Source organism: Streptomyces sp. NPDC033229 (assembly GCF_055576875.1).
On sequence record NZ_JBVIQR010000005.1, the window covers coordinates 161,207 to 183,570 of the forward strand.

At 72.8% G+C, this 22,364-nt stretch carries 16 protein-coding genes; 14 read left to right on the forward strand and 2 right to left on the reverse strand.

Going from position 1 to position 22,364, the window contains the following annotated elements; translation table 11 throughout:
- Window positions 1-62 precede the first annotated feature (62 nt).
- From ACZ53N_RS07220 to ACZ53N_RS07250, 7 genes are all read left to right on the forward strand, one after another.
- Window positions 63-1,577 (forward strand): gamma-aminobutyraldehyde dehydrogenase, encoded by a 1,515-nt coding sequence (locus ACZ53N_RS07220; protein WP_469139924.1) that lies wholly within the window; start codon window positions 63-65, stop codon window positions 1,575-1,577.
- Window positions 1,578-2,038: 461 nt separating this feature from the next.
- Window positions 2,039-3,232, forward strand: a complete 1,194-nt coding sequence (locus tag ACZ53N_RS07225; RefSeq protein ID WP_469139925.1) for a polyamine ABC transporter substrate-binding protein — start codon at window positions 2,039-2,041, stop codon at window positions 3,230-3,232.
- 81 nt (window positions 3,233-3,313) lie between these two features.
- Window positions 3,314-4,483, forward strand: a complete 1,170-nt coding sequence (locus ACZ53N_RS07230; protein WP_469139926.1) for an ABC transporter ATP-binding protein — start codon at window positions 3,314-3,316, stop codon at window positions 4,481-4,483.
- Entirely contained in the window at window positions 4,483-5,421 is a 939-nt protein-coding gene (locus tag ACZ53N_RS07235) for an ABC transporter permease (protein ID WP_469139927.1), read from the forward strand. The genes ACZ53N_RS07230 and ACZ53N_RS07235 overlap by 1 nt, the downstream gene beginning before the upstream one ends.
- Window positions 5,421-6,236 (forward strand): ABC transporter permease, encoded by an 816-nt coding sequence (locus ACZ53N_RS07240; RefSeq protein ID WP_469139928.1) that lies wholly within the window; start codon window positions 5,421-5,423, stop codon window positions 6,234-6,236. Before ACZ53N_RS07235 ends, ACZ53N_RS07240 begins: the two co-directional genes overlap by 1 nt.
- Before the next feature lie 4 nt (window positions 6,237-6,240).
- Window positions 6,241-7,653 carry an NAD(P)/FAD-dependent oxidoreductase gene (locus tag ACZ53N_RS07245; protein ID WP_469139929.1) on the forward strand — a complete coding sequence of 471 codons (1,413 nt, stop codon included), beginning with the start codon at window positions 6,241-6,243 and terminating at the stop codon, window positions 7,651-7,653.
- Window positions 7,654-7,847: 194 nt separating this feature from the next.
- Window positions 7,848-8,297, forward strand: a complete 450-nt coding sequence (locus ACZ53N_RS07250; protein ID WP_469139930.1) for a bifunctional DNA primase/polymerase — start codon at window positions 7,848-7,850, stop codon at window positions 8,295-8,297.
- Here the strand turns inward: ACZ53N_RS07250 and ACZ53N_RS07255 are convergent.
- Together ACZ53N_RS07255 and gabT are read right to left on the reverse strand one after the other, a co-directional pair.
- Entirely contained in the window at window positions 8,227-8,904 is a 678-nt protein-coding gene (locus ACZ53N_RS07255; RefSeq protein WP_469139931.1) for a phosphatase PAP2 family protein, read from the reverse strand. The genes ACZ53N_RS07250 and ACZ53N_RS07255 overlap by 71 nt on opposite strands.
- Before the next feature lie 374 nt (window positions 8,905-9,278).
- Window positions 9,279-10,637: a 4-aminobutyrate--2-oxoglutarate transaminase gene (gene gabT / locus ACZ53N_RS07260; RefSeq protein ID WP_469139932.1), complete on the reverse strand. Its 1,359-nt coding sequence runs from the start codon at window positions 10,635-10,637 to the stop codon at window positions 9,279-9,281.
- Window positions 10,638-10,945: 308 nt separating this feature from the next.
- Between gabT and ACZ53N_RS07265 the strand changes: the two genes are divergently transcribed.
- From ACZ53N_RS07265 to ACZ53N_RS07295, 7 genes are all read left to right on the forward strand, one after another.
- Window positions 10,946-13,186, forward strand: coding sequence for an ATP-binding protein (locus ACZ53N_RS07265; RefSeq protein ID WP_469139933.1), 2,241 nt, complete (start codon window positions 10,946-10,948; stop codon window positions 13,184-13,186).
- A 93-nt stretch (window positions 13,187-13,279) separates the two neighbouring features.
- Window positions 13,280-14,953 carry a PucR family transcriptional regulator gene (locus ACZ53N_RS07270; RefSeq protein ID WP_469139934.1) on the forward strand — a complete coding sequence of 558 codons (1,674 nt, stop codon included), beginning with the start codon at window positions 13,280-13,282 and terminating at the stop codon, window positions 14,951-14,953.
- A gap of 301 nt (window positions 14,954-15,254) precedes the next feature.
- Entirely contained in the window at window positions 15,255-16,700 is a 1,446-nt protein-coding gene (locus tag ACZ53N_RS07275; RefSeq protein ID WP_469139935.1) for an aldehyde dehydrogenase family protein, read from the forward strand.
- A 205-nt stretch (window positions 16,701-16,905) separates the two neighbouring features.
- Window positions 16,906-17,886: an NADP-dependent oxidoreductase gene (locus ACZ53N_RS07280; protein WP_469139936.1), complete on the forward strand. Its 981-nt coding sequence runs from the start codon at window positions 16,906-16,908 to the stop codon at window positions 17,884-17,886.
- Window positions 17,887-18,191: 305 nt separating this feature from the next.
- Complete coding sequence (locus tag ACZ53N_RS07285; protein ID WP_469139937.1) at window positions 18,192-19,436, forward strand: sensor histidine kinase; 1,245 nt, start codon at window positions 18,192-18,194, stop codon at window positions 19,434-19,436.
- A complete protein-coding gene (locus ACZ53N_RS07290; protein WP_469139938.1) occupies window positions 19,420-20,127 on the forward strand; it encodes a response regulator in 708 nt (235 codons plus the stop codon). The genes ACZ53N_RS07285 and ACZ53N_RS07290 overlap by 17 nt, the downstream gene beginning before the upstream one ends.
- A gap of 180 nt (window positions 20,128-20,307) precedes the next feature.
- Window positions 20,308-22,242: an acyl-CoA dehydrogenase family protein gene (locus tag ACZ53N_RS07295; RefSeq protein ID WP_469139939.1), complete on the forward strand. Its 1,935-nt coding sequence runs from the start codon at window positions 20,308-20,310 to the stop codon at window positions 22,240-22,242.
- Window positions 22,243-22,364: the final 122 nt, after the last annotated feature.

Below are 22,364 nucleotides of genomic sequence, written 5' to 3' on the forward strand. Positions count from 1 at the left end.
CACTCGATACCGGTTGGAGCTACGCCCGTCCGAGGTCATCGCGGTCGGCGGAGGAGTGCGCCATGAGTCAACGGTTCGACGCTACGGAACGATTCGCCAAGGGCGCGCAGTACATCGGCGGCAGCCTGCGGGCCGGGTCCTCCGGCCGCCGACACGCGGTCGTCGACCCGGCGACCGGGGCGGAGGTCCTCGACTACGAGCTGGCCGGGGACGCCGACGTCGACGCGGCCGTGGCCGCCGCCGAGCGGGCCTTCCCCCAGTGGGCGGGCGCCACACCGGGCGAGCGCTCGGACGCGCTGCACCGGTTCGCCGCCGTGCTCGCCGAGCGGGCCGGGGATTTCGCGCGCGCCGAGTCGGCCCAGTGCGGCAAGCCGCTCCGGCTCACCACCGAGTTCGACGTGCCGGGCACGGTCGACAACACCGCCTTCTTCGCGGGCGCCGCCCGGCATCTGGAGGGCAAGTCGGCGGGGGAGTACAGCGCCGACCACACCTCGTACGTCCGCCGGGAGCCGATCGGTGTCGTCGGCTCGATCGCGCCATGGAACTACCCCCTCCAGATGGCCGCCTGGAAGGTCCTGCCGGCGATCGCCGCGGGCAACACCATTGTGCTCAAGCCCGCCGAGCTGACCCCGCTGACCTCCCTGATGTTCGCCCAGGCGGCCACCGACGCCGGGATCCCGGACGGGGTCGTCAACGTCGTCAGCGGGGCGGGCAGGGACGCCGGAGAACGTCTCGTCGGCCATCCGTCCGTCGCCATGACCTCCTTCACGGGCTCCACGGCCGTCGGCAAGCGGGTCGCCGAGCTCGCCACCACCACGGTCAAGCGGGTCCATCTGGAACTCGGCGGCAAGGCCCCCTTCGTCGTCTTCGACGACGCCGACCTGGAGGCCGCCGTCCACGGCGCGGTCGCGGGTTCGCTCATCAACACCGGCCAGGACTGCACGGCCGCGACCCGCGCGTATGTGCAGCGACCGCTGTACGAGGCCTTCGTGGCCGGCGTGGCCGATCTGATGGCCACCGTCCGGCTCGGCGACCCCTTCGACGACCGGACCGACCTGGGCCCGCTGATCTCGCACACCCAGCGGGACCGGGTCGCGGACTTCGTCGACCGGGCCCGCTCGTACGCCACCGTCGTCACCGGTGGCGAGGCACCCGGCGGAGAGCTGGCCAAGGGCGCCTACTACCTCCCCACGCTCGTCACCGGCGCACCCCAGGACAGCGAGATCGTCCAGGCCGAGATCTTCGGTCCGGTGCTGGTCGTGCTGCCCTTCGACAGCGACGACGAGGGCATCGCCCTGGCCAACGACACCCCCTACGGACTCGCCGCCTCCGCCTGGAGCCGGGACGTCTACCGCGCGGGCCGCGCCACCCGGGAGATCAAGGCCGGCTGCGTCTGGGTCAACGACCACATTCCGATCATCAGCGAGATGCCGCACGGCGGCTACAAGGCCTCTGGATACGGCAAGGACATGTCGGCCTATTCCTTCGAGGAGTACACCCAGGTCAAACACGTCATGTACGACAACACGGCCGTTGCGAGAAAGGACTGGCACCGCACGGTCTTCGGCGCGCGCTGAAGACGCCGGGGCGGCGATCCCGGGCGGCGGGACGCGGGGCGCGTCGTCCGTGAATACGCGCGGGCATCCCGCCGAAACACCGTGCGGAATGTCGTGCGAAACGGTCCGCCTTATGCGCGGCGGGCCGTCAATTCACCGTGCGGTCAATTCACCGCCCGCCGATGCCCGATGCCCGATGCCCGATGCCCGTCCCGTCCCGTACCGGCTCCGGCTCCGCGGCCGTATCGGCCGGTCCGGGCGCCGGGCGGGGGTGCCGCCGTGCGCCCATCCGTGATGAATGCCGGTATTTTCTTGTGCCGCGGTGAAATCCCCGCTTTTCGCGCGAGCGGGCGCGCGCGACCGGCCGTTCACCGAATCGGTCGCGTAACCAAAAGGCAACAACGGAATCCCTTGTTCATGGCGAATGGCTCTGTCAGGATCCTCCTCCAAAGCCCGTTGGAGCTACGGAAAGGGCATTCCGAATGGAGCGCTACCAGCCGCGTGCGGCATTGACCCGGCGGTCCCTGTTGCGGGCCGGGGGCGCCGGTGCGCTCACGCTCGGCGCCCTCGGCGCACTGGGCGGCTGCGGTATTCCGCCCGCCGGTCGCACCGGCGTGGACGGCTCGTCCGAGGACCGCTCCGCGTCGGAGAAAACGCTTTCCTTCTCCAACTGGACCGAGTACATCGACGTCGGCGAGGACGACAAGAGCCGCCCCACCCTGGACGACTTCCGGCGGCGCACCGGCATCGAGGTCGCGTACACCGAGGACATCAACGACAACGTCGAGTTCTTCGGCAAGGTCAGCAAGCAGCTCGCCGCCGGACAGGGCATCGGCCGCGACCTGATCTGTGTCACGGACTGGATGGCCGGCCGCATGATCGGCCTCGGCTGGGCGCAGCGGCTGGACGCCGCCAACCTGCCGAACGCCTACGCCAACCTCGCCCCCGGCTTCCGCACCCCCGACTGGGACCCCGGCCGCGCCCACTCCTACCCCTGGACCGGCATCCCCGCAGTCATCGCCTACAACCGCAAGGCGACCGGCGGCCGCACGGTCGACTCCGTCTCCCAGCTCCTCGACGACCCCCGGCTCAAGGGCCGCGTCGGCCTGCTGTCCGAGATGCGCGACACCGTCGGCCTCACCCTCCTCGACATGGGCAAGCGGCCCGAGCACGTCACCGCCGACGACTACGGCGCCGCGATCGACCGGCTGCAGAAGGCCGTCGACCGCCGACAGATCCGCCGCTTCACCGGCAACGACTACACAGGCGACCTCAACAGCGGCGACATCGCCGCCTGCATCGCCTGGGCGGGCGACCTCGTCCAGCTCCAGGCCGACAATGCCGACATCCAGTTCGCGGTCCCGGACGCCGGCTACATGCTTTCCAGCGACAATCTTCTGGTCCCCAACCACGCCCGCCACAAGAAGAACGCCGAGCGACTGATCGACTACTACTACCAACCCAAGGTCGCGGCCCGGCTCGCCGCTTCCATCAACTATGTGAGCCCGGTGGCGGGCCTCCGCGAGGAACTCGCGAAAATCGACAAGGATCTGGCCGACAACACCTTGATCATCCCCAGTGAGGCGATGGCGGCGAAGGCACACGCCTTCCGCTCGCTGTCCGCCGAGGAGGACAAGGCGTTCGAAGCCGCATTCGCCGAGCTCACCGGCGCCTGACAGCCCGTACCCGCTCACCCCGTTTCCCCTGTACGCGGCCGACCTTCCCCGGCGCCCCCCGACACCCCTGGACCGACACCCATGACAGCAACCGCCCCGACCGAGCGCACCGGCACCGAGGTCCGGCTCACCGGGATCAGCAAGAGCTACGGTGCCTTCACCGCCGTGCACCCGCTCGACCTGACCGTCCCCGGCGGCTCGTTCTTCGCCCTCCTCGGCGCCTCCGGCTGCGGCAAGACCACCACCCTGCGCATGATCGCCGGTCTTGAGGACCCCAGCGCCGGCACCGTCGAGCTGGCCGGCGCGGACGTCACCGCCCTCCCCCCGCACAAGCGGCCCGTCAACACCGTCTTCCAGAGCTACGCGCTCTTCCCGCACCTCGACATCTACGAGAACGTCGCCTTCGGGCTGCGCCGCCGCGGCATCAAGTCCGTCAAGAAGCAGGTCGGCGACATGCTCGACCTCGTCCAGCTCGGCGACTTCGCCCGCCGCAAGCCCCAGCAGCTCTCCGGTGGCCAGCAGCAGCGCGTCGCCGTCGCCCGCGCCCTGATCAACCACCCGCAGGTGCTGCTCCTCGACGAACCGCTGGGCGCCCTCGACCTCAAGCTGCGCCGCCAGATGCAGCTCGAGCTCAAGCGCATCCAGACCGAGGTGGGCATCACCTTCATCCACGTCACCCACGACCAGGAGGAGGCCATGACCATGGCCGACACGGTCGCGGTGATGAACGGCGGCCGGGTCGAGCAGCTCGGCGCCCCCGCCGACCTCTACGAGATGCCTCGCACCACCTTCGTCGCCAACTTCCTCGGCACCTCCAACCTCATCACCGCCGACGTCCTCGACGCCTCCGGCAGTGATCTGGTCCTCCAGGCCGCGAGCAGCAAACTCGCGCTCCCCGCCGAGCGATGTACGGTCACCCCCCGCACCGGCGGGCGGCTGCTGATCGGGATACGGCCCGAGAAGATCAGCCTCACCCACGCCGACGACGCCGGCACCGTCCCCGACGGCCGCAACCGCGTCACCGGCCGCATCGCCACCTCCAGCTTCATCGGCGTCTCCACCCAGTACCTCGTCGACAGCCCCGTCACCGCCGGCACCGCGCCGCTGGCCGTCTACGAGCAGAACATCGAACGCGACCACCGGCTCGTCCCCGGCGCCGAGGTCGTCCTGCACTGGAACCCCGGCCACAGCTTCGGTCTCGACGCCGCGCAGAGCATCGAGGCGGGCACGGACGCGGGGGAGGGCACCTGATGGCACACCCACAGGCCACCGCCACCGCCACCGACCCCGCCTCCGAGGCCCCGCCCGCGCTCCGCGCCGCGGCCCGCCGCAAGAAGGTCGTCCCTTACTGGCTGCTGCTCCCCGGCATCCTCTGGCTGCTCGTCTTCTTCGCCGCGCCGCTGGTCTACCAGGCCTCCACGTCCGTACAGACCGGCTCACTCGAAGAGGGCTTCGAGGTCACCTGGCACTTCGCGACCTACTGGGACGCGGCCACCGAGTACTACCCGCAGTTCCTGCGCTCGGTCGGCTACGCCGCCACCGCCACCGTGGGCTGCCTCGCCCTCGGCTACCCGCTCGCCTACCTCATCGCCTTCAAGGCGGGCCGCTGGCGCAACGTACTGATGATCCTGGTGATAGCGCCGTTCTTCACCAGCTTCCTGATCCGCACCCTGGCCTGGAAGACGATCCTCTCCGACGGTGGCCCCGTCGTCTCCGCCCTCAACTCGCTGCATGTTCTCGGCCTCACCGACGCACTGGGCATCACCGAGGGCCACCGCGTGCTCGCCACCCCGCTGGCCGTTGTCTGCGGTCTGACCTACAACTTCCTCCCTTTCATGATCCTGCCGCTCTACACCTCCCTCGAACGCATCGACCCGAGGCTCCACGAGGCGGCCGGCGACCTCTACGCCAAGCCGCTGACCACCTTCCGCAAGGTGACCTTCCCGCTGTCCATGCCGGGCGTCGTCGCGGGCACCCTGCTCACCTTCATCCCCGCCACCGGCGACTACATCAACGCCGAACTGCTCGGCTCCACCGACCAGAAGATGATCGGCAACGTCATCCAGTCCCAGTTCCTGCGCGTCCTGGACTACCCGACCGCCGCCGCGCTGTCCTTCATCCTCATGGCGGCCATCCTCGCCATGGTCACGCTCTACATCCGCAAGTCCGGGACGGAGGACCTGGTCTGATGACTGCTCCCTCGGGCCTGTCGCGCCTGGCGCGCCGGCTGCGCCGCAACCTCGTCGTGATCGCAGGGCTGGGCACGCTCTGCTATTTGATGCTGCCCAACGTCGTCGTGACGGTCTTCTCGTTCAACAAGCCCAACGGCCGGTTCAACTACGAGTGGCAGCGCTTCTCCACCGACGCCTGGGCCGACCCCTGCGGCGTCGCCGACCTGTGCGGTTCGCTGTCCCTCAGCCTCGAGATCGCCGTCTGGGCGACCCTGGGATCCACGGTCCTGGGCACGATGATCGCCTTCGCGCTCGCCCGCTACCGCTTCCGCGCCCGCTCCTCGGTGAGCACCCTGCTGTTCCTGCCGATGGCCATGCCCGAGGTCGTCATGGCCGCCTCGCTGGCCACCCTCTTCCTCAACATGGGCGTCAGCTTCGGCTTCTGGACCATCCTCATCGCCCACATCATGTTCTGCCTGAGCTTCGTGGTCACCGCCGTCAAGGCGCGTGTGATGAGCATGGATCCCCGGCTCGAACAGGCCGCGCAGGACCTCTACGCCACCCCGCTGCAGACCTTCCTGCGCGTCACGCTCCCCATCGCCGCCCCCGGGATCGCCGCGGGCGCGCTGCTCTCCTTCGCCCTGTCCTTCGACGACTTCATCATCACGAACTTCAACGCCGGCTCCACTGTGACCTTCCCCATGTTCGTCTGGGGATCCGCGCAAAGGGGCACACCCGTTCAGATCAATGTCATCGGAACGGCGATGTTCGTCATCGCCGTGCTGTGCGTGCTCGTCGGTCAGCTGGCCGGCGGACGCCGCAAAAGGAGCTGAGAACATGGCCGCTCGTGCCATGAACCCTGTCCAATCACTTTCCGACGCCGCGCCGCGCCCCTACTGGCTCGACGACCCCGCCCGGCCGGCCCCCCTCCCCGCGCTCGTCGGCGACGAGCACTGCGATCTGCTCGTCGTCGGCGGCGGTTACTCCGGCCTGTGGACCGCGCTGAATGCCAAGGAGCGCGACCCCGGCCGGGACGTCGTCCTCATCGAGAGCCAGGAGGTCGGCTGGGCCGCCTCCGGCCGCAACGGCGGCTTCTGCTCCTCCTCCCTCACCCACGGCTGGGCCAACGGCCAGTCCCGCTGGCCCGAGGAGCTCACCACCCTGGAGCGGCTCGGCCGCCGCAACCTCGACGAGTTCGAGGCCGCCCTCACCCGCCACGGCGTCGACTGCGACTTCGAGCGCACCGGCGAGATCGACATCGCCACCGCCCCGCACCAGGTGCAGGAGCTGCGCGAGGCCGCCGACGAGGTCGCGGCCCTCGGCCTGCCCGACTACGAGTTCCTCGACCGCGACGCCCTGCGCGCCGAGGTCGACTCCCCGACCTTCCTCGCCGGGCTCTGGGACCGCACGGGCGTCGCGATGCTGCACCCCGCCAAGCTCGCCTGGGGCCTCAAGCGCGCCTGCCTGGACCTCGGCGTCCGGATCTACGAACAGACCCCCGGCACCGAGCTCTCCTCGCGCAACGCCGGCGTCGCCGTCCGCACCCCCTACGGCCGGGTCTTCGCCCGGCACGCCGCGCTGGGCACCAACGCCTTCCCCTCGCTGGTCAAGCGGCTGCGCCCGTACATCACCCCGGTCTACGACTACGCGCTGATGACCGAGCCGCTCAGCCCTGAGCAGCTGGCCGCCGTCGGCTGGAAGCGCCGCCAGGGGCTCGGCGACGCGGCCAACCACTTCCATTACTTCCGCATCACACGTGACAACCGCATCCTGTGGGGCGGCTACGACATCGTCCATCACTACGGCGGCGGGGTCCGCTCCGAGTACGACCACCACCCCGCCACCTACCAGAAGCTCGCCGAGCACTTCTTCCGCTGCTTCCCGCAGCTCGAGGGCGTGCGCTTCACCCACAACTGGGGCGGTGCCATCGACACCTGCTCCCGCTTCTCGGCGTTCTTCGGCACCGCGCACGGCGGGCGGGTCGCCTACGCGCTCGGCTACACCGGTCTCGGCGTCGGCGCGAGCCGCTTCGGCGCGGACGTCATGCTCGACCTGCTCTCCGGCGAGCGCACCGAGCGCACGGAGCTGGAGATGGTCCGCAGCAAGCCGCTGCCGTTCCCGCCCGAGCCGATGCGGTCGGTGGGGATCGGCATCACCCAGTGGTCGATGACCCGGGCCGACGAGAACGGCGGCCGCCGAAACCTCTGGCTCAAGGCCATGGACAAGGTCGGCATGGGCTTCGACAGCTGACCCGCCGCCGCGTGAGCAGGGCGCGTCCCCGCGCCCGCTCGCGCCCGGCGCCTGGCCCGTCGGCTCTGTGCGCCTTTCATCACCCGTGCGCCCTTCATCACCCGTTCGGGGTGAAAAACCCGCGTAATGATCCGCCCGGGGCGGCCTCTCATCCGTGAACGCGAACAAGCGGACACGGAGTGGAGGAACCACACATGAGTGGCGACGTGGGGGCGAGGAACGCGGTGGAGTGGCTGGCTTCGGCGGCACCCGACCCCGAGACCTGCCGATGGGAGTGGGAACGCAGCCCGCTGGGGGTGGCACTGCTGCCCGCGGGCCGGCTGTGGGACGTGCTCATTCTCCCCGGCGGCCTCGGCCACCCCACGCTGGACGTGCTGAGCCGGCGCGCCGACCGGCCGGGCCCGGTGCTCGCCGACCACCGCGTGGGGTTCTTCGTCCCGCCGGGCACGGCCGCCCGCTGGGTCGCCACGGGCGTACGGGGGGCCGGGCGCGGGGCGTGGGTCGTCGTCCCCCACCCGGGCCGGTCCGTGAGCGCGCTGCGCTGGCTCGTGCCGCCCGACGGGTCGGGCACGCTCAACGATCCGGCGACGCTGGAGCTCGCGATGCACGAGGCCGTCGCCGGCCGCGGCGAGCCGGGCCGGTGAGCAGCAGGGCCAGAGCCCACAGCAGCACCCCGGACAGACACCACGCGCCCACGACGTCCAACGGCCAGTGGTAGCCGCGCCGGACCAGCCCGATGCCCACGCCGATGTTGAGCAGCACGCATCCGGTGATCGTCACCCTGCGCACGCGCGACGACGGCGGCGGGCCGGTCCGGTGGAGCAGGAGCAGCACCGCGGCGCCATAGGCGACGGCTGCCGTGGCGGTATGACCAGAGGGAAAGAATCCGTCGTGCGCGCCGGGCGGCATCCCCGGCGGTCCGGGGCGGGCGATCGCGTTCTTGACCGGGACGACCAGGGCCGGCACGACCGCCATCGTGACCGCCGCGGCAAGCGGGGGCAGCCACCGGCGGGGCGCCCGGGCCCGGAAGGCCGTCGCGATCATCGCGGCGGCCAGCACGGGCAGCGCGACGGCCGTGTTGCCGAGGTCGGCGAAGAGCTCCGCGACGCCGCGGGGAATGCCCGAGCCGACCGTCGCGCGGCCCAGCCGCTCGTCGAGGGCGCGCAACGGGCCGTGGCCGGCGATCTGCCAGGTGACCAGGGCGAAGAGCAGTGCGCACAGCGCCGGAAGGAGGGCGGCGGGTGACGTCACCGCCGACGGGCGCGAAGTCGGCGGCCCCGGAACAGGGGGGGTAGTTCCGAGGCCGCCGTGGGGACCGGTGGGCCGCGCGCCCCGGGGGGTATGGGGCGGGCGGTCTTCCGATCGGTGAGGATGTCCGGAGCCAGGGGCTCCAGTGGTGTGCGCGATGGCACGACCGGGTCGGCACTGGGGAAGCACCGGCTCGGCATCGCCCGCAGTCCCCTGCGAGCGAGGTGTTTCACTCATCTGAAGAAACCGTACGGCAGGTAGGGCGGGCCGGACACCCGGATCACCCCTCCACCACCTGCCCCGCACAGGTTCTTCACTCCCCGTATCCCATCCCCGTGGTCACGTCCGTATCCCTGACCCGTGACCACGGGCGGGGATCACAGACGGTCGAACGCGGCCTCGATGATGTCCAGACCCTCGTTCAGCAGGTCCTCGCCGATGACCAGCGGCGGCAGGAAGCGCAGCACGTTGCCGTACGTACCGCAGGTGAGGACCAGCAGACCCTCCGCGTGGCAGGCCTTCGCGAGCGCGCCCGCGGCCGCCGCGTTCGGGGTCTTGGTGCCCGGCTCCACCAGCTCGATCGCGATCATCGCACCGCGACCGCGGATGTCACCGATGATGGCGCCGTTGTCCAGCTTGTCCCGCATGTCGGCGAGGCGGCCCTTCATGACCTCCTCGATGCGCTTGGCCTTGGCGTTCAGGTCCAGCTCACGCATGGTCTCGATGGAACCGAGCGCCGCGGCGCACGCCACCGGGTTGCCGCCGTAGGTGCCGCCGAGGCCACCCGCGTGGGCCGCGTCCATGATCTCCGCGCGGCCGGTGACGGCGGCGAGCGGCAGACCGCCCGCGATGCCCTTGGCGGTGGTGATCAGGTCCGGGACGATGCCCTCGTCCTCGCACGCGAACCACTGGCCGGTGCGGCAGAAGCCGGACTGGATCTCGTCCGCGACGAAGACGATGCCGTTGTCCTTCGCGAACTGCGCGATGGCGGGCAGGAAGCCCTTGGCCGGCTCGATGAAGCCGCCCTCGCCCAGGATCGGCTCGATGATGATCGCCGCGACGTTCTCCGCGCCGATCTGCTTGGTGATCTGGTCGATGGCCTGGGCGGACGCCTCGGCGCCACAGTTCTCCGGGCCGGTCGGCCAGCGGTAGCCGTACGCCACCGGCACGCGGTAGACCTCGGGCGCGAACGGGCCGAAGCCCTGCTTGTACGGCATGTTCTTGGCGGTGAGCGCCATCGTCAGGTTCGTGCGGCCGTGGTAGCCGTGGTCGAAGACGACGACCGCCTGGCGCTTGGTGTACGCACGGGCGATCTTCACCGCGTTCTCGACGGCCTCGGCGCCCGAGTTGAACAGCGCCGACTTCTTGGCGTGGTCGCCGGGGGACAGCTCGGCGAGCTGCTCACAGACCTCCACGTAGCCCTCGTAGGGGGTCACCATGAAACAGGTGTGGGTGAAGTCGGCGAGCTGCGCGGACGCGCGGCGCACCACGGCCTCCGCGCTGGAGCCCACCGAGGTCACGGCGATGCCGGAACCGAAGTCGATCAGCGAGTTGCCGTCCACGTCCTCGATGACACCGCCGCCCGCGCGCACGGTGAACACCGGCAGCACCGAACCCACGCCACCGGCGACCGTCTGAAGACGGCGGGCCTGCAGCTCCAGCGACTTCGGGCCGGGGATCGCGGTGACGACACGGCGCTCCTGGGGAAGGGACGGGCCTCCGGTCAGTTCGGTCATGAGGTGCGCTCCAGGGAGAGAAAGAGGCGGCGAAAGGGGCTTTTACGTCGCAGGCTAGGGCGGGGGAGCAGGCCTCGGCATGTTCCGTTCGGGAGCAGTGCGCGCGTCGCCTTGTCCGTCACGGACATGGCGGCCCGGCGCCCCCGCCCGCGCGCACCCTCCGAGTGATCATGCGCACGCTACGGGCGTGGCATCGCCGGGGACGCTGAACTCCCGGGCGACGGCCACTAGATTGGGCGACGGCCCGCACCCGGAACGGCGGATACGGGCACGGCGGCAGGACGGCTGGTCGGGGGCAAGGGGCAGCGATGGACACCGAGGACACCTACGGCGAACCGGGCACCCGGGACAACCGGCTGCCCCGCCCGGCGGACCCGCCGGCCGGGCACCCCGCCATGCCGCCCGTACCGCCGGCTCCTCTCGCCAAGCCGGCCCCGACGCCCCCCGCCCCGCCTGCCCCTCCCGCACCTCTTTCCGGGCCGCCCCGCCCCGCTGCCCTGCCGCTGCCCGGCGCCCCACCCGCCGGGCCCGTCCCCGCCGCCCCGCCGCCCGGGTCGGCCTTCCTCGCCTGGCTGCGCACCCCCCGCCCGGCGGCGGCCCCCGGCATCTGGGCCTTCGGCCACCGGCCCAGGCCGCCGCACGAACCGGACCGGATCGCCGGGCGACCGCTGGTCAGCGGGGCGGTCATCTCCTTCCTCTGCGGCTGGCTGCTGTGGTCCCTGATGTGGAACGGCTACCTCGGCCCGTTCTGGATCTGGCCGCTGTACGCCCTCACCCCGGACGCCTGGCACGAGGGCATGGTCGCCGTCTGGACCGTGTACCTCTACTACGCCCTCGTCATCGGCGTCCTGCTCGTCGTCTTCGGCCGCCTCGGCCGCTGGGCACAGGTCTGGCGCCGCTACGCCGCCCCCGCCCTGCGCCGACTGTGGGACGACTCCGGCACCCCGCCACCCGCCGCCCCGGCCCCCCGCGAGGACCCCGCTGAGTGGCCCCGGCTGCGCGCCGCCGGGGCGCACGACGCCGCCGACCGGCTGTCGGCCGACGCCCGGCACGGGCTGATGAACGACGTCGACCACGCCCGCATCCAGCACGCGTGGGAGTCGACCCGGGCCCGGCCCGGCGGCCCCGCCTCCTTCACCGACACCGTGCTCCGCCACGGCGCCGCCGCCTGCGCCCACCCCTCCGGCTCCCGCGACCTGCCCGTACGTGCCGCCCTGCACGACCTGCTCACCCGGCAGGTCCGCATCGGCACCGCCGCCGACGACGACCGCAACCCCTACGACCACCGCGGCGCCGGGTGCGCGCTCGACCCCGGGCTGCTCGGCACCTCGCTCCTCGCCGTCGGCCCGCCCGGCTGCGGCAAGACCGCCCGCTTGGTGCGACCCGTCCTGGAGTCGCTGTGCCTCCAGGCACTCGCCGGGCGGACCGCCGTCGTCGTGGTCGGCGCCGCGGGCGCCGGGCTCGCGCCGGACGAGTCCTTCGACATCGTGGTGAAGATCGGACGCCCGGACTCCGAGTACGACCTCGACCTGTACGGGGGCACCGACGACCCCGACGAAGCCGCCACGGTCCTCGCCGAGGGGCTCGTCGGCGACATCACCTCCGGCCTCCCCAGCGGGGACGCCCGGCGCGCCGCCACGGCACTCGCCCAGCTGCTGGGCCCCTACCGCGCCGCCCACGGCCGCTTCCCGTCCGTGCCCGAACTGCGGGAACTCCTCGACCGGTCCGCCGACGCCGGCACCGCGCTGCGCACCGCCCTGCGGGCCGCGGGCCTGGACGCCCATCTCCGCGAGCTCGACGCCCGCGAGCGGCAGGCGCAGCGCCCCGACGACCCCGGCGCGTTCCTCGCCGACCGGCTCGCCCTCCTCGACCGGCCCGCCTTCGCCCGCTTCTTCGACACCACCGCCCCCGGCCGCACCTTCTCGCTCCGCAGCCTCGAACACCCGCTGCGGGTCCGTATCGACCTGCCCGAGCGCGGCCACGCCGAGGCGTCCCGGCTGCTGGCCCGGCTCGTCCTCGCGCAGTTCACGGAGTCCGCCGTCGGCCGCGCCGACCGCTCGCTGTTCACCTGTCTGGTCCTGGACGACGCCACCCACACGATCACCGCCGAAGCCGTCCGGGGACTGCAGCGGCTGCGCTCCGCCAACGCCGGGGCCGTGCTCACCCTCCGCACGCTCGACGACGTGCCCGAGGCGCTGCGCAGCGCCCTGCTCGGCTCGGTCGGCTGCCGGATGGCCTTCTCCGGCGTCACCACCTGGGACGGCGCGCGCTTCGCCGAGGTCTGGGGCAAGGAGTGGGTCGAGACCCGCGACATCACCGACCAGCAGGTCATCGCCCACGAGCCGCTGACCCGCGCCAGCCACGTCGTCCGGCGGGTGATCACCGGCCGCGCGGTCACCGCCCAGTCGGTCACCGTCCGCAAGGTGGAGCGGGAGCGCTGGTCCGCCTCCGAGCTGGCGCACGCGGTGCCCGCCGGGCACGCCGTGCTGTCCGTGACGTCCGTGCAGGGGGGGAGCGCGCCGCCGGTCCTGGTCGACCTCAGGAAGTGAGCGTTGGCCGGGCAATGCGCCACTGAGGCAGAATCGGTCACAGCCGTTCATACGGGACGGCACAGTCATCGCGACGCCCCTCCCGAAGGTGCCATGCCTCCCACGCTCGCCTCACTCGTCCACCACTCCGCGCTCAAGCTCGCCGTGCTCGCGGGGGAGGACCGGCTGGACACCCCCGTCCGCTGGGCGCACGTCAGCGAGCTGGTCGACCCGGTGCCGTGGATGGACGGCGGCGAACTGCTGCTGATCACCGCGATGAAGATCGACGCCGAGGACCCGGAGGCGATGCGCGGCTATGTGCGACGGCTCGTCCGCGCGGGTGTCGTGGGGCTCGGCTTCGCCGTCGGCGTCAACTACGAGCAGGTGCCGACGGCACTGATCGAGGCGGCCCGGACCGAGGGGCTGCCCCTGCTGGAGGTGCCCCGCCGCACCCCCTTCCTCGCCATCACCAAGGCCGTTTCCGCGGCCATCGCCGCCGACCAGTACCGGGCGGTGACCGCCGGTTTCGAGGCCCAGCGCGAGCTGACCCGGGCCGCGCTCGGCGCCGACGGGCCCGCCGCGCTCCTCGCCAGGCTCGCCGCGCACCTCGGCGGCTGGGCCGCGCTCTACGATGCCTCGGGCGCGGTCGTGGCCGCCGCCCCCGACTGGGCCGAGCGCCGCGCCGCCCGGCTGAGTGCCGACGCCCGGCGGCTGCGGGAGCGGCCCGCACCCGCCAGCGCCGTCGTCGGCGCGGACCCCGACGACGAGGGGGCCGACCGCGTCGAACTCCAGTCCCTCGGCACGGGCCGCCGCACCCGCGCGGTCCTCGCTGTCGGCACCGACGCGCCCCTGGGCACCGCCGATCGCTACGCCGTGCACTCCGCGATCGCGCTCCTCACCCTCACCACCGAGCGCTCCCGTGCCCTGCGGGACGCGGAACAGCGGCTGGGCGCGGCGGTACTGCGGATGCTGCTGGCGGGCGAGCCGGAACACGCGCGGACCGTCGCGGGGGAGCTGTACGGCGGGCTGCTCGACGCGCCCTTCCGGATGCTGGTCGCGGAAGCGGCCACCGTGCCCGGCGAGGCGGAGGCGGCGGAGCCGCGCGACGCCGGCACCGGCCCGCACGACGCGCTCGGCGGGCTCGCCGACGCGCTGGAGACCGCCGCGAGCCGGGTGGCCGAGCCGGTGCTCGTCGTCCCCGACGGCGGCCGGCTGATCGTCCTCGCACCGGACGGCGGCGCGGCCGTCGCCGCCTGCGCCGAGCACGCCCGCGCGATCGAGGCCCGCCGCAGCGCCGCGAAGAGCCGTACGACCGCGGCCCGCACCCCGCGCGACCGGACCGTCCCCGCGCCGGAGGACGGCAGTCTCGACGTGGTGCTCGGCCTCTCCGCCCCGAACGTCGCCCTCGCCGCCGCGACCGCCTTCCACCAGGCCGAACAGGCCCTGTCCGTGGCCCGCCGCCGTGGCCGGGCCCTCGTCGAGCACGAGGAGGTCGCCGCCGGTTCCGTCCTGCCGCTCCTCGCCGACGAGGCGGTACGCGCCTTCGCCGACGGCATGCTCCGGGCCCTGCGTGACCACGACGCGACGGGCCGCGGCGACCTCGTCGCCTCGCTCCGCGCCTGGCTCTCCCGCCATGGCCAATGGGACGCGGCCGCCGCCGACCTGGGCGTCCACCGCCACACCCTCCGCTACCGCATGCGCCGTGTCGAGGAGATCCTCGGCCGCTCCCTGGACGACCCGGACGTCCGCATGGAGCTGTGGCTGGCCCTGAAGGCGACGTCGAAGTAGCGGGGCGGCGGTAGGCGCCGCGGTGGCGGGAGACAACAGCCCGTTCGTACCGAGCCGCAGCACGAACGGGCCACCCGGGTCGCCCGACCCGCCGCGCCGGAGCAGCCGAACCGTGCCGCGGCCCCCGCGCGGGACGCGCAGCCGCGCTACCGGCCCCCGGCGGAGCCGGAAAACCCCCCTTAACCCTCCATCGCGGCGCGCGAGCGCCCCCGTGTGCGCCATCTCGGACAATCGGCCCCCGGCCGACCCGCACCTACGGTGGGGGAGCTAATCATCCGCACCACCTGGAAGGGCCGGGATTGTGACTGCTCCCCACGCGTTCTGGCTGGCCGGCCGCGAGGCCACCGGCGAGGACACCTTCGACGTCACGAACTCCTGGGACGGCCGTCTCGTCGGCACCGTGAGCGTCCCCACCGAGGAGCAGGTCGAGGAGGCCGTGGCCGCCGCGCACGCCGTGCGCGACGAGTTCGCGGCGACCCCGGCGCACGTCCGGGCCGCGGCCCTCGACCACGTGTCGAAGCGGCTGACCGAGCGCACCGAGGAGATCGCGCAGATCATCTCCGCCGAGAACGGCAAGCCCATCAAGTGGGCCCGCGGCGAGGTCGGCCGTGCCGTCTCCGTGTTCCGCTTCGCGGCCGAGGAAGCCCGTCGCTACAACGCCGGTGACGCCCAGCGGCTGGACACCGACGCCGGCGGCGTCGGCCGGCTCGCGCTGACGCGCCGCGTCCCGCGCGGCACCGTGCTGGGCATCGCGCCGTTCAACTTCCCGCTCAACCTGAGCGCGCACAAGGTCGCCCCGGCCATCGCGGTCGGCGCCCCGATCATCCTCAAGCCCGCCCCGGCGACCCCGATCTCCTCGCTGATCCTCGGCGAGCTGCTGGCCGAGACGGACCTGCCGGCCGGTTCGTGGAGCGTGCTGCCGGTGCCCAACGACCGGATGCCCGCCCTCGTCAAGGACGAGCGGCTGCCGGTCATCTCCTTCACCGGCTCCGGCCCCGTGGGCTGGTCGATCCTGGACTCCGTGCCGCGCAAGCACGTCACCCTGGAGCTCGGCGGCAACGGCGCGGCCGTCGTCCTCGCCGACTGGTCCTCCGAGGCCGACCTGGACTGGGCGGCGCAGCGCATCGCCACCTTCTCCAACTACCAGGGCGGCCAGTCCTGCATCTCCGTGCAGCGCGTCATCGCCGACGCCTCGCTGTACGAGCGGCTCCTGCCGAAGGTCGTCGCGGCCGTCGAGGCGCAGGTGACCGGCGACCCGTCCGACCCGGCCACCGAGGTCGGCCCGCTGGTCAGCGAGGACGCCGCCAAGCGCGTCGAGGCGTGGGTCGACGAGGCCGTCGCGGCCGGTGCCACGCTGCTCGCGGGCGGCAAGCGCGAGGGCGCCACCTACGCCCCGACCGTGCTCGCCGACGTCCCCGCCGGCGTGACGATCGCGTGCGAGGAGGTCTTCGGCCCGGTCCTCACGATCACCAAGGCCGACGACGAGGCCGCTGCCTTCGCCGCCGTCAACGACTCCCCGTACGGCCTCCAGGCGGGCGTGTTCACGCACGACCTGAAGACCGCCTTCCGCGCGCACCGCGCGCTGGAGGTCGGCGGCGTGGTCGTCGGCGACGTGCCGTCCTACCGCGCGGACCAGATGCCGTACGGCGGTGCCAAGCAGTCCGGCGTGGGCCGCGAGGGCGTGCGCTACGCGATGGACGACTACACCTACGAGCGGGTGCTGGTCATGACGGGCCTGGACCTGTAAGTCCAGTCCACGATCCGCGATCCGCGGGACGGACGGCCGCGGTGCACGCTGGTGCGCCCCGGCCGTCCGCCGTTTTCCCCGCACCCGGGCCCCCGGATCCCGTGGCCCGATCCTTGCGCAGAGTGGCAGCACGGCCAGTCGCCGGAGGCGCCCCGCTCCGGCAGCCTGGAGGCATCGAACGGCACCACCGCGAGGAGAAACCCCCATGTCCGACACCACCGCCACCACCCCCGGCACCGCTCGCCCCATGCGTGCCATCCGGCAGGAGAAGGCGGGCGGCCCCGAGGTGCTGGAGCTGGTCGAGACCGACCGCCCCGAGCCCGGGCTCGGCGAGGTCCTGGTGCGGGTCCACGCCGCCGGGGTCAACCCCGTCGACTGGAAGACCCGGACGCGCGGCCGCTTCTACTCGGGCCACACCCCGCCCTTCACCCTCGGCTTCGACGTGTCCGGCGTGATCGAGCAGGTCGGTGAGGGCGTGACCGTCCATGCCGTCGGCGACGAGGTGTACGGCATGCCCCGCTTCCCGGCCCCCGCCGGCGCCTACGCCGAGTATCTGACCGCCCCCGCCCGCCATCTGGCGCCCAAGCCGCACGGCGTCGAGCACGTACGGGCGGCCGCGCTGCCGCTGGCCGCGCTCACCGCCTGGCAGTGCCTCGTCGACACCGCCGACGTACGGGAGGGGCAGCGCGTCCTGATCCACGCGGCGGCGGGCGGCGTCGGCCACCTGGCCGTCCAGATCGCCAAGGCCCGCGGCGCGTACGTCATCGGCACGGCGAGCGCCGCCAAGCACGAGTTCCTGCGCGGCCTCGGCGCCGACGAACTGATCGACTATCACGCGCAGGACTTCGCCGAGGCCGTCGGGGACGTCGACGTCGTCCTGGAGTCCGTCGGCGGCGACTACCCCGCCCGCTCGCTGCGCACCCTGCGCCCCGGGGGCACCCTCGTGTCGATCCTCCCGCTGGAGGAGTCGGTGTACGCCGAGGCCGGCGCCCGCGGTGTCCGCGCCACCCGGCTGGTGGTGGAGCCGGACCAGGCCGGCCTGCGCGGCATCACCGAACTCGTCGAGTCCGGACGGCTGCGGTGCGAGATCGCCGCCGTACTGCCCCTGGAGGACGCCGCCAAGGCCCACGAACTGGGCGAGACGGGCCGCACCTCCGGGAAGATCGTGCTCACGGTCCACATCTGAGCGGATGACCGGGGCCGGACGATTGGGGAGCCGGACGACCGGCGTCCGCGCCCGCCGAGGCGGTGCGCTCCGGCCCTCGGCCGGAGCGCACCGCGTTCCCCCGTGCACCGGCGCCTTCCTCGACGCTCCCCCGTGCCGGCAGTACCGACCCTACGGAGGGCGCCGCGCCCAAGTCGTCCCGTGGCGGGTGGAATCCCCCGTCAACCCCCGCGGTACCCCGGCCGTCCGTCTCCACCCCACGCGGTAGGCGGCAGTGCCTCCGCCGGAGCGATGCGCGGCCCGTGACACGCCGCTACGCTGCGGCGATGTTGACGCCTCAAGCGCTGGAGCGGCGGATCGCCGGCTGGCCGCGAGCGGCGCTGGACGTGCCGCTCGCCGTCGGATTCACCGTGGTCGCCCTGCTGTTGGGGCAGGAGCGGCCCCCCGCGGGGTGGCACGCCCTGGACACGGGCGGCCTCGTCCTGACCGTCGTGACCAACATGCTGCCGGCCGGGCGGAGACGCATGCCGATCACCGTCTTCACCACGATCTGCGTGCTGTACCTCGTCCATGTCGCCGCCGGCTACTGGCCCGTCATCCAGTCGGCCGCCGCGATGCTCGCGTTCTACACCGTCGCCGCCGCCCGTCCGCCGCGCACCACCGGACTGTGCGCGGGCGGGCTCTTCGCGCTGTGGGTGGTCTCCGGGCTGTCGAACCCCCACAGCGACATGGGGACCGTCGCCGCCCAGAGCGTCGTCACCCCGGCCGCCTTGTGGTGGTTCGGCAACGCCGCCCGCCGACTGGCCCGGCGCAACGCGCAATTGTCCGCCGTCACCGAGCAGCTCCGCCGCGAACGGGACGGCAACGCCCGGCGCGCCGTCGCCGAGGAACGCGTCCGCATCGCCCGCGAGCTGCACGACGTGGTCGCCCACCACATGTCCGTCATCTCCGTGCAGGCGGGCCTCGCGCATTACGTCTTCACGACCGACCCCGACACCGCCCGGCAGGCCCTCGGCACCATATCGGGCACCAGCGGCGAGGCCCTGGAGGAACTGCGCCGCCTGCTCGCCGTGCTCCGCGTCGGCCCGGAAGGGGCGGGCGACAGCGGCGGGGACGGCGCCCACCAGCCCGCCCCCGGCCTGGACCGGCTGGAGGAGACGGCCGAGCGGGTACGGGCCGCCGGGGTGCCGGTCACGCTGGAGATCGTGGGGGAGCGCCCACGACTGCCCCCGGGACCCGACCTGTGCGCCTATCGCGTCGTCCAGGAAGCGCTCACCAACGTCATCAAACACGCCCGGCCCGCCGCGGCCACCGTCCGTGTCGAATTCCGGCCCCACCAGCTGACCGTGCGCGTCACCGACGGCGGAGGGCGGCGGGTTCCGGCCAACCCCGGCCCGTCGGACGGACACGGGTTGATCGGCATGCGCGAGCGCGCCAGGATCTACGGGGGAACCCTGGTCGCCGGACCGCGCGACCTGGGCGGGTTCGAGGTCCGGCTGACTCTTCCCCTGCGGCCGGCGGCCGGAGCCGCACGGGAGAGGGACGGACCGGGGCATGACGGCAAGCACTGACGGGGCGGCGGACATCCGCGTCCTCGTCGTGGACGACCAGATCCTCATCCGGGCCGGCGTCGCGGCCCTGCTGCGCGCCGCCCCGGGCACGACCGTCGTCGCCGAGGCGTCCGACGGCGAGGAAGCCGTCGCGGCCGCCGCCGAGCACCGGCCCGACGTGATCCTCATGGACATCCGGATGCCCGGCCTCAGCGGCACGGCCGCCACCGAGCGGATCCTGGCCGCCGCCGAGCGGGACGGTGTGCCCGCCCCGCGTGTCCTGGTCCTGACCACCTTCGATCTCGACGAGTACGTCTACGAGGCGCTGCGCGCCGGGGCCGCCGGCTTCCTGCTCAAGGACGCCGGACCGCACCGGCTGCTGGCCGCCGTCGCCGCCGTCGCGGGCGGCGACACCCTCTTCGCCCCGACCGTCACCCGCCGCCTCGTCGAGGCCTTCGCCCATCGGCTCCCCACCCCCGCCCCGCCGCCGCCCGAGACGCTCGAAGCCCTCACCGGCCGGGAGCTGGAGGTGCTGCGCCTGACCGCGCGCGGGCTGTCGAACGCGGAGATCGCCGCCGAGCTGGTCATCAGCGAGGCCACCGTCAAGACCCATCTGAACCGGGCCATGGCCAAGCTGGGCCTGTGCAGCCGCGCCCAGGCCGTCGTGGTCGCCTACGAGAGCGGCCTCGTCACCCCCGGCGCGGGACGCTGACCCGCGCGCTCTTCACGCGCGCCGTTCACCCGCTCGTACGGTCGAGGGGGTACGCCGCAGGCCGGATCATTGCGCGCGGTCTGGTAGAGCCCGTGGGGATCGGGTAGGTACATACGGACGAGTAGCACCGGTCGGTAGTCGACCGGGACAACCGCCCCGACGTAAGCGGCGAGGTGCCTCATGTCCGCACCATCCGTACGACCGGTCTCCGAGCGAGAAGCCCGCCAGGTCGCCGAAGCGGCCCGCGAACAGGACTGGAAGAAGCCCAGCTTCGCCAAGGAGCTCTTCCTCGGCCGGTTCCGGCTCGACCTGATCCACCCCCATCCCTCCCCCGCGGTGGAGGACGTCCGGCGCGGCGAGGAGTTCCTGTCCAAGCTGCGCGACTTCTGCGAGACCCGGATCGACAGCGCCCGGATCGAGCGCGAGGCCCGGATCCCGGACGAGACGATCGAGGGGCTCAAGGAACTCGGCGCGCTCGGCATGAAGATCGACACCAAATACGGCGGCCTCGGCCTGACCCAGGTCTACTACAACAAGGCCCTCGCCCTCGTCGGCTCCGCCAGCCCGGCCATCGGGGCGCTGCTCTCCGCCCACCAGTCCATCGGCGTGCCCCAGCCGCTCAAGCTCTTCGGCACCCAGGAGCAGCGGGACACCTTCCTGCCGCGCTGCGCCCGCACCGACATCTCGGCGTTCCTGCTCACCGAGCCGGACGTCGGCTCCGACCCGGCCCGGCTGGCCACCCTCGCCGTGCCCGACGGCGACGACTACATCCTCGACGGCGTGAAGCTGTGGACCACCAACGGCGTCGTCGCCGACCTGCTCGTCGTCATGGCCCGGGTGCCCAGGAGCGAGGGCCACAAGGGCGGCATCACCGCCTTCGTCGTCGAGGCGGCCTCCGAGGGCGTCACCGTCGAGAACCGCAACGCCTTCATGGGCCTGCGCGGCCTGGAGAACGGCGTCACCCGCTTCCACCAGGTCCGGGTCCCCGCCGCGCACCGCATCGGCCCCGAGGGCGCCGGCCTGAAGATCGCCCTCACCACCCTCAACACCGGCCGCCTCTCGTTGCCCGCCATGTGCGTCGGCGCCGGCAAGTGGTGCCTCAAGATCGCACGCGAGTGGTCCACCGTCCGCGAGCAGTGGGGCAAGCCCATCGCCCGGCACGAAGCCGTCGGCTCGAAGATCGCCTTCATCGCCGCCACCACCTTCGCCCTCGAGGCCGTCGTCGACCTCTCCTCCCAGATGGCCGACGAGGACCGCAACGACATCCGCATCGAAGCGGCCCTCGCCAAGCTCTACGGCTCCGAGATGGGCTGGCTCATGGCGGACGAGCTGGTCCAGATCCGCGGCGGCCGCGGCTTCGAGACCGCGGCGTCCCTCGCCGCCCGCGGCGAGCGGGCCGTCCCCACCGAGCAGATCCTGCGCGACCTGCGCATCAATCGCATCTTCGAGGGCTCCAGCGAGATCATGCACCTGCTGATCGCCCGGGAGGCGGTCGACGCCCACCTCTCGGTGGCCGGTGACCTGATCGACCCGGAGAAGACCCTCGGTGAAAAGGCCAAGGCCGGTGCCCGGGCCGGCGGCTTCTACGCCCGCTGGCTGCCCAAGCTCGTCACCGGCCCCGGACAGCTGCCGCGCACCTACACCGAATTCCACCCGCCCGGCCACCGGGACCTCTCCGGCCATCTGCGCTTCGCCGAGCGCTCCTCGCGCAGGCTCGCCCGCTCCACCTTCTACGCCATGTCCCGCTGGCAGGGCCGGCTGGAGACCAAGCAGGGCTTCCTCGGCCGGATCGTCGACATCGGCGCCGAGCTCTTCGCCATCAGCGCCGCCTGCGTCCGCGCCGAGGCCCTGCGCGCCGAGGGCGACCACGGCACCGAGGCCTATCAGCTCGCCGACGCCTTCTGCCGGCAGTCCCGGATCCGCGTCGAGGAGCTGTTCGGCCGGCTGTGGACCAACACCGACGAGCTCGACCGCAAGGTCGTCTCCAGCGTGATGTCCGGTGCCTACGAGTGGCTGGAGCGCGGCGTCGTCGACCCCAGCGGCGAAGGCCCCTGGATCGCCGACGCCACCCCCGGCCCCTCCAAGGCGGAGAACGTCCACCGGCCCATCCATTAGGGCCTGGCCGACGGCTCATGGGGGCGCACCACCGCTGCGCGGCGGTGTCCTCAATCGCCGGACGGGCTGCTGTGCTGTGTCCTCAAGCGCCGGACGGGCTGGTTGTACCAGCCCGTCCGGGG